The 12,830-nt window shown below is 34.4% G+C and carries 14 protein-coding genes; 5 read left to right on the forward strand and 9 right to left on the reverse strand.

The genetic code is table 11. From position 1 onward, the window contains the following. Both ACW8TM_RS02150 and ACW8TM_RS02155 read right to left on the reverse strand, forming a co-directional pair. On the reverse strand, window positions 1-942 hold the full coding sequence (locus tag ACW8TM_RS02150; protein ID WP_491531632.1) for a phage late control D family protein: 942 nt from the start codon (window positions 940-942) through the stop codon (window positions 1-3). 74 nt (window positions 943-1,016) lie between these two features. Continuing rightward, entirely contained in the window at window positions 1,017-1,667 is a 651-nt protein-coding gene (locus ACW8TM_RS02155) for a hypothetical protein (protein ID WP_491531633.1), read from the reverse strand. A 334-nt stretch (window positions 1,668-2,001) separates the two neighbouring features. On the opposite strand from ACW8TM_RS02155, the gene vapB reads away from it, so the two are divergent. Beyond that, window positions 2,002-2,229, forward strand: a complete 228-nt coding sequence (gene vapB / locus ACW8TM_RS02160) for a type II toxin-antitoxin system VapB family antitoxin (RefSeq protein WP_491531634.1) — start codon at window positions 2,002-2,004, stop codon at window positions 2,227-2,229. After that, window positions 2,210-2,623, forward strand: a complete 414-nt coding sequence (locus tag ACW8TM_RS02165) for a type II toxin-antitoxin system VapC family toxin (RefSeq protein WP_491531635.1) — start codon at window positions 2,210-2,212, stop codon at window positions 2,621-2,623. The genes vapB and ACW8TM_RS02165 overlap by 20 nt, the downstream gene beginning before the upstream one ends. 447 nt (window positions 2,624-3,070) lie before the next feature. Here ACW8TM_RS02165 and ACW8TM_RS02170 read toward each other — a convergent pair whose 3' ends face one another. From ACW8TM_RS02170 to ACW8TM_RS02190, 5 genes are all read right to left on the reverse strand, one after another. Continuing rightward, window positions 3,071-3,766, reverse strand: a complete 696-nt coding sequence (locus tag ACW8TM_RS02170) for a carboxypeptidase-like regulatory domain-containing protein (protein WP_491531636.1) — start codon at window positions 3,764-3,766, stop codon at window positions 3,071-3,073. Next, window positions 3,763-5,874, reverse strand: a complete 2,112-nt coding sequence (locus ACW8TM_RS02175; protein ID WP_491531637.1) for a hypothetical protein — start codon at window positions 5,872-5,874, stop codon at window positions 3,763-3,765. Before ACW8TM_RS02175 ends, ACW8TM_RS02170 begins: the two co-directional genes overlap by 4 nt. A gap of 193 nt (window positions 5,875-6,067) precedes the next feature. Then, entirely contained in the window at window positions 6,068-6,454 is a 387-nt protein-coding gene (locus tag ACW8TM_RS02180; protein WP_491531638.1) for a hypothetical protein, read from the reverse strand. Between the two features lie 58 nt (window positions 6,455-6,512). After that, entirely contained in the window at window positions 6,513-6,905 is a 393-nt protein-coding gene (locus ACW8TM_RS02185; RefSeq protein WP_491531639.1) for a hypothetical protein, read from the reverse strand. A 12-nt stretch (window positions 6,906-6,917) separates the two neighbouring features. Further along, window positions 6,918-8,276 (reverse strand): phage tail sheath subtilisin-like domain-containing protein, encoded by a 1,359-nt coding sequence (locus tag ACW8TM_RS02190; RefSeq protein WP_491531640.1) that lies wholly within the window; start codon window positions 8,274-8,276, stop codon window positions 6,918-6,920. A gap of 408 nt (window positions 8,277-8,684) precedes the next feature. On the opposite strand from ACW8TM_RS02190, the gene pcm reads away from it, so the two are divergent. From pcm to ACW8TM_RS02205, 3 genes are all read left to right on the forward strand, one after another. Further along, on the forward strand, window positions 8,685-9,398 hold the full coding sequence (gene pcm, locus ACW8TM_RS02195) for a protein-L-isoaspartate O-methyltransferase (RefSeq protein ID WP_491531641.1): 714 nt from the start codon (window positions 8,685-8,687) through the stop codon (window positions 9,396-9,398). A 151-nt stretch (window positions 9,399-9,549) separates the two neighbouring features. After that, window positions 9,550-9,699 (forward strand): hypothetical protein, encoded by a 150-nt coding sequence (locus ACW8TM_RS02200; protein WP_491531647.1) that lies wholly within the window; start codon window positions 9,550-9,552, stop codon window positions 9,697-9,699. A gap of 48 nt (window positions 9,700-9,747) precedes the next feature. Then, on the forward strand, window positions 9,748-10,383 hold the full coding sequence (locus ACW8TM_RS02205; protein ID WP_491531642.1) for a DUF4443 domain-containing protein: 636 nt from the start codon (window positions 9,748-9,750) through the stop codon (window positions 10,381-10,383). Between the two features lies 1 nt (window position 10,384). Here the strand turns inward: ACW8TM_RS02205 and ACW8TM_RS02210 are convergent, their stop codons facing one another. Then, window positions 10,385-11,350, reverse strand: a complete 966-nt coding sequence (locus ACW8TM_RS02210; RefSeq protein WP_491531643.1) for a hypothetical protein — start codon at window positions 11,348-11,350, stop codon at window positions 10,385-10,387. 149 nt (window positions 11,351-11,499) lie between these two features. Continuing rightward, window positions 11,500-12,657 carry a winged helix-turn-helix transcriptional regulator gene (locus ACW8TM_RS02215; RefSeq protein WP_491531644.1) on the reverse strand — a complete coding sequence of 386 codons (1,158 nt, stop codon included), beginning with the start codon at window positions 12,655-12,657 and terminating at the stop codon, window positions 11,500-11,502. Between the last annotated feature and the right edge of the window lie 173 nt (window positions 12,658-12,830).

A 12,830-nucleotide genomic window follows, 5' to 3' on the forward strand; every position in this document is an offset into this window, starting at 1 on the left:
CTAAATCCTCCAATAAACATACGTTATAAATCCATCATTCTTATTTAAAACATGCTCTACACCACGAACTTGAAATTCACCATTAACCTTACCATTAGGCACCCCCTTAATCTCAATAGTGTCACCTAACCCTATCTCAGCGTCACCAATAATCTTGACAGCACCGCTAATTGACTTAGACAAAACTTCAAGTTTAGCCTTAGCAACACTCTCAGCAGTATCCTTATCCCTTACAGTTGGATCAAAAACAGGCAGAGAAATTCCAGAACCAGCTACACCTTCAACACTCTTCTTAGTCAACCAATGGGAAGTATCAGCACCCTTATAACTAGCAGGACTTTCACCATGAATAGTTACACCAGCATATAGAGGCTTATAATCGTAAACCTCAATTTCAATAATATTCTTACCATACTCTAATACATGAGGCTCCTTACGCTCATACCTCTTAAAAACAAGCTTATTATCAACAGTAAAAAAGATATCAAAACCACACTTTTCAGCTAAATCCTTAATATGCTCCAAAACATTCTTACTATCATCAACAACATACATTGGAAAGCTAATTCCATCCATAGCATCCTCAACCTTAACATTAGCTTTACCAGCGAGATCAGAGACAATACTCCCAGCAGACTGATTTTCATAAACTTGATTCACCCTCAAATTCACAAGCCTCGAAGCAAAATTGAAACCAACAATCCTAACCATCGAAAATCCATGTTCAACATCATCAACTGTACCCTTAAAGACATCAACTAAACTATCATTATAGCCAAGTTGAATTGAAACATTATCACCACGCTTAATTTTAAAAACCTTATTTGAGGGCGTAAACAGTACTTCAAAATCATTTACATAAGCATCGATATTCAAGTTAACTCTAATTCCAATGACATTCCTACTGCTAGGCTGAAAGGTTTCAGAGCCAATCCTAACCATATAACTCGGCTTCAAAACATCCATGAAACTAAATTTATGAAAGTTAATAAATAAAAATTGCGAAAATAAGCAAACTACTTTGTAATATCTCTTATGCCCCTTTCAATCTCACTTAACTCTTCACTTAATCTCCCCTTCTCCTCCCCAATCTTCGTAACTAAGCCTTCCTTCTCCTCTTTGAATTCCTCCCTTAACTCTTCAACTCCCTCTCTAATCTCCTCTTTTCCTTCTTCAATTTTCTCTTCAAGCTTCTCCTTTTCTTCTTTCAGCTTTTCCAAGAGCTCCTCCTTCTCCTCTTTAAATTCCTCCTTCTCCTCCTCAACTTTCTCTTCTATTTCCTTTTTCTTTTCCTCCACCTCTTTTTTAACTTGTTCAATTTCTTCTTCAATCTTCTTCTTTATTTTCTGAAATTCATCTTCAATTTTCTTCTCCAATTCTTCTATCTTATCTTTGAACTCCTCCTTTTTCTCTTCAGCTCTCCTCTTTAAGTCCTCTAATTTCCTTTCAAGCTCATCTTTAATTTCAGCTAACTTCTCCTCCATCTTCCTCCTCAATTCCTCGGCTTCATCCTTAAGACGTTCTTTAATTTCATTAATCTTCTTGCTCAGCTCCTCCTTCTTTTGATCAATTTTATTTTTAATCTCCTCAATCTTCTTATCCACATTCTCTCTGTTTAAAGCTTGAAGAAGCATGTCTTCAACTCTAAACTCCTTCTTTCCAACCAATATAAAGTTCCTCCAGTTATCAAGATATAAAACACCACATAAACTTATTAAAAGTTCTCTTTAACTAATTATTTAAGGATTATCTAGTAGATTTTCAATTTTATCAATTCAGTTTCACCTTATATTAAAGCGAACTAGTATATTCCATAATGGCTGAGAACACAATACTGGAAACTGAGACAAATTAAGTTACCCTTATTATACGCGGTGATACTATAACCAGCAAGGTTTAATGGTTGTTTTATTCTAAAGATACTTTATTTGTTGTTCTATTAATGTCTAGTAACCATGTTTATATATTTGTATTACATTTATGTATTGCGGTTGGATGAGCATGTCTGTGGTTATAAGTATTAGGGTGCCGAAGGAGCTTAAAGAAAGGATGAATGAGCTTAAGGATATTAATTGGAGCGAGGAGATTAGGAGATTCATAGAGGAGAGGATTATTAAGTATAAGGTTAATGATATTCTTAGAAGGATTGAGGAGCATTTAAAGGATATTCCTGAATTACCTTCTGGAACTATTGTTAGGTGGTTAAAAATTGACAGAAAGAGTCATTGATTCCTCAGTGTTAATGAAGTATTTGTTGAAGGAGAGAGGCTGGAAAAGTATTTCAGATATTTTGAAAATGAGACCTTATACGCTTCCTTTAGCTATAAAGGAGACGGCTAATGCTATATGGAGAAGAGTGTATTTATTGAAGGATATTGATGTAGAGACAGCTTTTCTTTTGTTAGAGGATTTGAAGAGTATTAGGAATATAGTTCTCAGAGTAGATTCTCAGGATAAATATTTGATGGAAGGGTTAAAGATATCTTTGGAGTACAGTATTACGATATATGACGCACTATTTATCGCACAGGCATTGAAGAGAAAAATTATTCTCGTGACATGTGATAAGAAGCAAGCTGAAATTGCTGAAAAACTAAATGTAAATGTAGAGTATATACCATGACGACTACTACTTTTATCAGTTAATTGACTTTACTAAGATAAATCCATCTAATTACTACTTTCTGAAACCTTCCTTATCAGATTTACATGGTAAATATAATGATTCATTAGAAAATATATTAGAGGATGGTGCGGTGCTAATGAAGACAGGTTATACTACAGAAACTATACAAGAATACATTTAAAATCAAAACTCTACTGACTAAATGTATAACTTTCAATCACTGAAATTCATATCAAAATCCCTTTTGACCAACCCTATATAAACGAACAATGAGACAATAATTTACCAATAAAACGAATATCATTCTGGTATTTAAGCTTCTTAACATTAGACTCGCAGTAACCCTCACTAAGTGAAAACTTCACTTCAAACCAAACTTTAATGGGCTCAATAGCGAGTACCATATCATCCTTATTCTTAACCAATCCCTTCATCTACTAAAAATTACTTTATCTCAACTTCCTTCTCAACACCCTCATAACCAGGTGCATCAACAGTAATCTTATACTTACCAGGCTTCAAATTATCCTTCCTGTAAACTCCATTCTCATCAGTTTTAACAGTATATTCTCCACCATCCCAACTAATTTTTACGGTAACCCCCTCCAATGGATTACCATCAGCATCTAAAACTCTACCAATTATATAGTTTATAGAATCCTTAGCTTCATCAGCTTTATCTTCAACCTCCTTCTTAGCCTCATCATCCTGACTAGGAGGCTTCTCCTCCTCTTCCTCAGGAGGAAGAAATTCCCTTAAAACAATAGAATACTTAAAAACATTCGTAACACTACTCATATCCTCAACACGTAAATCTTCAATTAAAACCTTTGGAATCTCAGCAATATCAGAAATAGTAGAGTAAAATGGTAGCGGCTTACCTGCCTTAAACTTAGATATTAATTGCTCTAAAACCTCCTTAGCCTTCTCACCATATAATACACCGTCAAAGGAAATTCTAATGGGCTCCCTCCCCAAATCCTGTAGAACTCCACCCTCTAAACCTGGGATTTTATGCTCAACTATTCTACGCCTCTTACTTACACTAAGATTATATACACTTCTAATCTCCTTAGTCTTACCAGTATCATCATCCCTATCATGCTTAATTAAAGGCATTCCATCAATCTCAATACTCATAAAACCACCCCATATCTACGAGCAGCCTCCCTCAAAATCTTGGCAATCTTCCTCTCAAGCTCCCTCAAATCACGCTCATCCCTCAAAGACTCAACCTTAACTGTAATGTTTAAAGGTCTTAAAACTCTAGGCTCCCTAGCCACCACAGTTTGAGGCCTCCTAAGAGAAAACATTGGAATAGCTTCTTGAATCCTAATTGGTGAAACAATCCTCAACGGAGTTATTTGAGGCCTTAAAGGCACCTTACCTACAACATATCGCTCAGGAATGAATTTAGCAATCTCGAAAATCTTCTCACTAATCAAGCTAGATTGAACACGCTTACTTATAGTCAAAGCATATTTAAGAAGACCCATAAAATCATAAGCAAGAGGTCTCCTCCTGGAAGCTTCAAAAACATTTTGAAGAAGGGGAAATCTCAAACTTAAACCACGAGTAACAATAGGCTCTACAGTTTGGATATCAGGGTATATAGACTTGTAAGGTAGATAAAGCCTCTTAAAAACATATGGGAAAGAAATCAAGGTACTCTCCATGTTCCTATAAGTTTCATGAAATATAGACTTCATTAAATTCAAGTATTTCTGAATCTTAGGAGAAATAAATACATCAAACCCCCTTAAAATAACATCTTCCCTAGAAATCTCATAAGGGATGACTGGTAAAATTAAAGGCTTAAATTTAAGCGTAAACTGAGCATCACTCCATCTTCCAAGGTAAGCATAAAATTGCATAGGAAAACTAAGGATCCTTTCAGTTGGCAAAAAAAGAGTAGGATATACCAATCCTCTAAAACATGCTTCAACAGATCTTCTTAGAAGAGTCTTCAATTGTTTAAAATATTCTTCATAAATTCCCCAGTGAACGTCATGGACAGAAGTTAGGGAGACAACCTGCTCCAATCCACTTAAACTCTCACTAATCAATTTTGGAAAAACCTTAACTTCACCTATAACTCTACTTGGAAAATCACTTATCCTAGGAACTTTCTCAATAAAAACTCTAGGTATAATTGGAGCAGCACTCAATCCCTCAATATCAACATAAAAGCGTTTAGAAAAATCAAAAAATATTCTTGGAAGTATGGAAAGCATAGGATATACAGTATCTCGGAAGTACGTTTTAACTGGCCTTCTCTGAAGAACTTTTAATTGCTTAAAATATCCTCTATCAACTATTCCATAAAAATCATAAATAGAGATCGGTAAAGTAAAGGCACTTAAATCTGCAATCCTCCTAACTAATGGAAAATGGAGACTTGTAATTAAATCTTGAAACTTTAGAGGAGGAATTAATTTAGAAGTAAATATATGAGAAGTAAGTATGAAAGCCCTAGAGTAATATTCAGAAGCATAATCAGCTCCCCTTTTAACCGAAGCCATTTCTAAAGCCTTGAGAGAAGATGATAATAATGATGAAATTTTATAGAGATCCCTCTCCAATAACTTCAACTGTCCACTAAACGTTTCAACCACTTCTATAGGAAAAATCCTTACTGGATGCTTAACTCTAATCTTCTCAGGATAACTCGCAATATCCATTACTCTAGAGACATCTCTAACTCTCCTCAAAGAAGCAAACTCAACAATTTTAGGAGAAAGCTTAGCTAGAGAGCTCCTTGAAGCTTCAGCTTTAATCATTCCCTCAGAGAGAAGCTGGGAAGCAGAAAAAATCATTCTAAATCTTGAAGAGCTTAAAACAGCTTGATGAAAAATGTATGAAACATCCCTAATCCCAGGATAAGCAAGTTCTACTTCACTAGTAATTCGACTTCTAAACCTCGCTAAAACATTCAATAAAGCTCTATTCAATAATATACGTCTAGATGGAAGAATAAACCTTATAGACTCAATATGAAAAATAGGGAAATCCTCAACTCTTAAAGATTCTCTAAAAATTGGTGGAAAAGAAATTGCAGGAAATCTAAGCATTGAAAGCTGTGACAAGTACCATCTAAGCCTAATCATACTTTGCATCAAGTTTCCAATAGATCTAGAAACTTCAATGTAATACTTAGTGAAGGATTTATTTAGAGAAGAAATTATAGCACTAACCCTCTCAAGCGGAGAGAGAGCCCCGCTATAAGCTTTAGATTCCTCTCCCTCCATTCTAAACCCCTCAAATTATTGGAAAATAATTCTTGTAGTACCCTCCTCAATTGGTCTAGAAAACTCCGCCAATTGCCTCAATCGATATGAGAGAGCTACTAAGAGAAAGTTAATTTGATCTCGCGTCAAATCCCCTGGACTCTCAGCTAACTTATATCCATAATCAAGACATAAAATTGAAAGTTCCTGCCCCTCAGGACTTCTTACGAACTCTTCTAGCTCTAACTTTTTTTTTAAGTTCCTCACTAGATACGACTCCACTTATCTCTAAAACTTTAGCTCCAATAAACTCAGGCACCCCAAAAATCATGTCCTCTAACTCTTCCTCACTAAGCTTAGGCTCAACAAGTCCAAGAGATGCAGCACGCCTCAAAATTTCAAAATTCTTCCTAAAGTCAATTCTACTTAAATCAGGAGAGCCATCCTCTCTCAATGGTAACTCCCCAAAAAGTGAAAATAACTCAGTTAACTCGCCATCAGTAAGTGGGCGAATAACGACAGTAGCATCATACTCCTTAATATACAACTCCACACGTTTCTCCTTACCCTTCAAAATATCCTCCTTCGTGAGCCTCCTCATAATCCATCCTCCAAACTAAACATATTTAAAAATATAAAAATAGGATGTTATTATGCTTTTACTCCTCCCTAACCCTAGTTGCAGTGAAATTGTACACTGTTATTCCAACGCCATCGGGACCTAACTCGAAGGTCTTATCATCAACATAACACTCATCAAATGTTATCTTCTTAACTAACTTGTCACCCATTTTTAATTCAGCAACCATGTTAAATGGAACAGTAACAGGCATGTAAAGCAGCTCGTCAAGCTTCTTGCACATTGAACGAACCCTAATAGTACCAGTAACAGTTATCAGTCCACATTCAACACCAATACGCTCACCACTACCAATACTTTCAATGTCAATTTGTCTCCGTTTAACCTTAAACTCTAAAGACTGTATACCTTTAATCTCTTCCCCATCAATCGTCACTTTACTCGTAGCTGCAGATACAAGCATCAAACTCATACATCACACCTCCTAAGCTTGAACAACTATAGTTGCATAAATATAATCTATCGCTCTGACAGGCCTAATTGCCAAGTCAACCCTCACAATACCCTGTGCAAAGTCTAGTTCTGAACAATAAACATCAACCATAAATGCAGGCTGAGTCATATCTACACTTGGAACAATCGCACCCTCCCTCTCCATCCTAATCATAACCTCAGTAATTTTCTCCTTAAGTGCAGTGCGACCTGAAGGACTATTAAGCGTACCGATAAATTGCTCACCAATATTCTTAACCAATCTAACTGCATGATCAGTAGTTCTAATAACACTAATCTGCTCCTTACTAGTGGTAATGCCCTTCACAACAATAATACCCTTCCCACGTCGAGCTTGTAATGGTAGAATGCCAGCATTCAGCAATTTTCTAAGCTCAGATGGAGTAAAATTCCGCTCTAACTTAGAAATACCACTTATAGGCTTAAAGGTTGGAGACTCAAAGTAATCTAACCTACTAATTAAACCAGCTACAGCAGCAGCAACACCATAGGGAGCTACAAGAACAAATCTGTCACTACTGAGAACTTCAGTACGTTTAACCATATCTCTAACACTCTCACCCTTACCAACAGTTCCAATACCAATCCTACCCATAGCTTCACTACTCATATTTCTACAATGAGCCTCAATAAGAGCATGAATCTCTGGATCAGAAATATCACAAGCCAAGACCATGTCAACCTCAGGTTCAGCCTCCAACTTCTCTAATGCATTCTCAAAGTCACTCTTAGATGGCGGCCCAGGATCCTTACCACCAGACAAATTAGCTTCAATGGGAACAGGATTATTCTTAGGAAATTCAGATTTAGATTTCAAATCCTCAGCCATAATTAGCTTAGAATTCTCATTCACATACTTAACTAAATAACGATCACTCTTAGGATCCATGACCAAGTTGTCAAAAACCTCAATAGTCTCACCATAACCAATCCATAGGCTAACAGTATTCTCCTCAGTTCCCTTATCCACTTTAACTCTAATATCATTACCAGAAACACCTACCCTTCTAGCCTTAAGCTTAACAGTCTTAGCTTTACCAGCATCCTTCAAAACAATTGAAGCAACCACACCACCTTTACCTGCAACCCTAGTAGCAACAACTTCAAAGACGCCATTTAAGAAACAAGCTCTAGCATCCCTAGTCATAGTATATTCTAGACTTGAGCCGAAAATTTCAGTATACTCCTTCCAACTACTAACATGTGTAGGAGTCATTAATGGACCCTTCTCAGCAGTACCGATTAATGCAACAACACCAGAAGGATAAGCCGCTGGTGGAATAATCTCCTTTACAACCTTTATTTCCACTCCAGGTATAACTCTAACCAATTAAGACACCTTATATCTAAATTTTCTAGCTTTGAATATTTAAAGCTTGGCTTTATAGCAATATATGATTTAAAAATGGAAAAAATTGAAATTAAAGAATAAAAATAAAAATAAACAATATAAATAATCAGTAAAAATAAAAATTAATGAGAAAATTAATAAAATAACTATATAAAAAAGATAAATAAAAAATAATGAAAAAAATAAATAGTAACTCCCAAAAAATAGTAATAAAACATAAACAATTCTTAGAAACTATAAAAATAAAATAAAAAAGATAAATATAAATACTAATATATAAATGGAATACTATAAAAATAAAAAACATTCATAAATCATTATCATAAAAACAAAGATTCAAACAAATCAAAAAATAAAAGTATAATCCCACTCATCAAAATATAATTGATGACCCTAGGATGGATAATACCACCACCAAAAGCAAGATCCTATAAAAGCCAAAAACAATTCGAAAAAGAAAGAAAACTAATGGTAGAAAGATTAATCAAAATGGGAATACTACGCTCAAAAAGAATTATAAAGGCAATGCTTAAAGTTCCAAGAGAAAAATTCATGCCAGAGGGATACATAGACTACGCCTACTACGAACTACCATTCCCAATACCAGGGAATGGGAAAAATCAAACAATATCATGTCCTCACAGCTATCCACTATTCTATGAAGCCCTAGAACTAAAAGAGAATGAAAAATTTCTAGAAATAGGAACAGGATCAGGATATGGAGCAGCAATTGCAAGAGAAATTGTAGGAGAAAATGGATTAGTAATCACCATAGAGATAAATCCAATTACATACCAATTTGCAAAGAAAAATCTTACTGAACTAGGATATACAAACATTATAATAATTTTAGGAGATGGAGGAGAAGGATATCCACCACTAGCACCATACGATAAAATAGCCATAACAGCAACATGCCCACAAATTCCAAAACCATTAATAAAACAACTAAAAAATAGAGGAAAAATAATAGCACCACTAGGAAAACCAAATCAAATTCAAAGACTAACACTAATAGAAAAGAAAAACAATAAAATATATGCAAGAACAATAGATGAAGTCCTATATGTACCATTAAAAGGAAAATATGGATGGAAATAAATGCTAAGTTACAGCAACATATCTAAACCGTTACAAAACAGAAGGCTTAATTCGACATAAATAAGACTAGGAAGCATACTCTTCCATATAACAATAAAAATAGCAATAATAAAATATACAAGCTATCCCCCTTGGAATTTTCATAGACTCAATAAACGATATAGAAAACAATCCATCAAAATCAATATACTGGAAAACAAAGGAAAATGGAAAACTAGGACAAATAACATGTGGTCAAGAACATGTTAACATAGTTATAGCACTATCAAACACAGCTCAATGGCCACCTAAACTCCTATAAAGCCAATATTAATTTAAATAAACCAAAACAATTAATTATTGAAGCAAAATGAAAACAATCATAGAAGAAATAATAGAAAAATGGAGAAAAAAGCCAAAGGGACCAATCCCACGCATAACACCAATAAAACTATTAATCGCATTAAAAATAATAGAAAAAGAAGATCCAATAGGAAGATATGACCTAGCAAGAAAACTAAAACTAACAAATGGAACAGTAAGAGGAATGATTGAAAGACTAAAAGACAAAAATTTAATCAAAGTCTCAAAAAGAGGATGCAAAATAAGCGAGAAAGGAAGAAAAGCAATAAAAGAATACCTAAATCAAAAAAGAATACTTGACATAAAAGAGTTAGAAAAAGAAAAAATAGAGAAGCTGGCCCCAGGAGAAAAAATTTATGGTATACAAGTATCCAAAGCTAAAAACAAAGTTAAAGATGGACTAAAACAAAGAGATGAAGCAATAAAAGCAGGGGCACAAGGAGCAACAACACTAATATATACAAACAAAAAACTACTATTCCCAAAAACACTCCAACAAGCAGACAAAATATATGAAAAAGAAACACAATACTTGAAAAAGAAATTCAAACTAAAGGAAGGAGACGTAATAATACTATGCTGGGCAGAAAACTATGTAAATGCAATAGAAGGAGCAATAAAAGCAGCATTAACACTAATATAAACTAAAAGATCAAATCAACAACCCGCCTAACAGCAATAGGATTCAAATTAATATTATCAATAGTCTCAACACCCCTTAAACTCAACTTATACTTAACACCCCTAGGAACCTTCACCTTAGAAACCAAAACAATTCGATCAGGCTTATAAAGCTTATAATACAACTCCATAACATTAAAGGCATCAACACTCTCAACCTCACCATTAGTAATATGTTTAATACCCTTAGAAGACCTAATACTCCTCCACCAACCATCAACCTCCTTACACTCAATAATAAAATTAGGAGGCTTAATAATAGAACTAGAAGAACTACCAACAATATTATCAACCCAACCCCTATAAATCAAAATATCAGGCCTAGGAGCAGCATGCAACGGTAGAGGCTCACCAGACTTCAAAGGCAAACTCCACTCAACCGGCCTAGGAGCCTCCAAAAAGAAGCTAAAATAATCATCACCAATACGAATTATAAAGTTAGGAGGAATAACACCACCATGCTGATGACCCTTCCTATCTAAATGAATCCAAGAGCCATTAGGATAAACAATCTTAACATCAAAACTATGCAAATTATACAAAATCGAGAGAACAATAAAATTCTGAAACAAAAACCTACTATTAGTATCAATACACTTCTTAACAGTAAGATTAATCAACCTATAAAAACGACTAGAATCAACCCTCCTCAAAGCAGCCCTCCTAATCTTAGGAACAATAATACCCTTAACATGCTCCCTAGGACTAACCAAAAAATTACTAAAAGCCCTACTATGAAAAACATACTTAATATTAAAAAAGGAACAAACATCCTCATACAAAGAAACATAACGTGAAGGGTCCCCCTCAACACGCTTCAAATCAACCCCAAACTCATCATCCAACAATAAATCAGCCAACTCCAAAACCAACTTATCATCAACACCAACATCAAGCAATCTACCATATAGAGACTCCCATGACACCACGCAAAAACCCCCAAGAGAAATAATCAAACTAAGAAGAAACACAGCAACAAAAAACACTAACCAAAACACCATACCACAAGACCACTAAAATCACCACTACAAATAGATAAAAAATAAAAATAACTCTAACGGTCAAAAAACATTATAAACTAATAACTATAAATCCTCTCCATCTTCTCAGCAATCTTTCTAATTTTAGTCATATATCGCTCGTGATCATATATCCATTTTCCATCTTTAAAGCATTGATAAGGAATAGTTTCGTGACTATAATCCTTAAGATTTAACGTTACAAAGCTAAAGTCAGTAATAATACCTGTATCGGCGAGGTCTATGAGTGCATTAACAAAGTTGGAAAGCTCATATTTCGGCAGATAGATTGTAGAAGAAATTTCATTTTTTCCCACAACAATTGCTGTTCCCATTGGAAACGGCTTACCGTTTAGCGAACCAACAAATTTCCTAAGCAATAATTCGTTTCTAAAAGTTATTCTGAAAACGTGTAAATCAGATATAATCATAGGATACGGAAATATGACTGGTCTATAACCACTTATAAACTTAAATCTAACAACATGATTATAATAATGATACCGAATTGCAGGAGCAGTCAAGCCAATTCGCTTCGCAATTTCCTTAAAACTAATACAAGCATTTTTGAATAACTCCTTCAAAATAAAAATGTCAACATAGTCAGGAGCTGTGGGAGGGGGAAGATTGTCATTATCAAAGGAGATTTTTATTGAATTAGTACATATCTCTTTAATCCAATCATTCCAACGAAATATCCATCGCTTATTTCTATAATCAAACCAATTAAACCACTTAGAATTATACAATACAGAGTTAATCCAAAGAAGTTCATAACTTTTTATTAAGTTACAATTAACCAGCTCTTCCAAAAAAAGTTGAAATTCAACCTCTTTACCTCGAGGAATAACAAAACGACAATAATATCCATTAACTTTACCATGACAAAATGCAATATAGCAACTATAATCATGGGAAGCAAGAACTTCACGAGCATATTTTCTTTTAGCAGAGAGTATGTCAATAAAGACTTCAGCTGCTCTCAATCCAATTTTATAATAATTTATTTTAGCTGATATGCGTAATAATCGATTATTTGTAAGTCTTTTTAGATGGTAGTGTGCTAATGAGGGAGACAAACCTGTTGCTCTCGCAATTTCGGAAATATTTCTTGGGTTAACCTTAGACAGGACACTAATAAGTTTAGCGGTTGGATCATTTAGTAAACTCAGATATTTAGTATATTTATCCAAATATAAGTCAGGCAGAAATGGCATTTTCACTCCTCTCTCGCTTAATTAATTTCAAAATAATATAAATACTTTACTGATGAAATTAAAATAAGTAAAGTGGATTTAAGAATCTCTTTATGGAACAGGTTCGTCTACTGGATCTCCTTTTCCAAGGTTAAATTTCATTTTTATTTAACCCCCCTCTCCTTTAATTTTTT

The sequence above is a fragment of the Candidatus Culexmicrobium sp. genome (assembly GCF_058356305.1).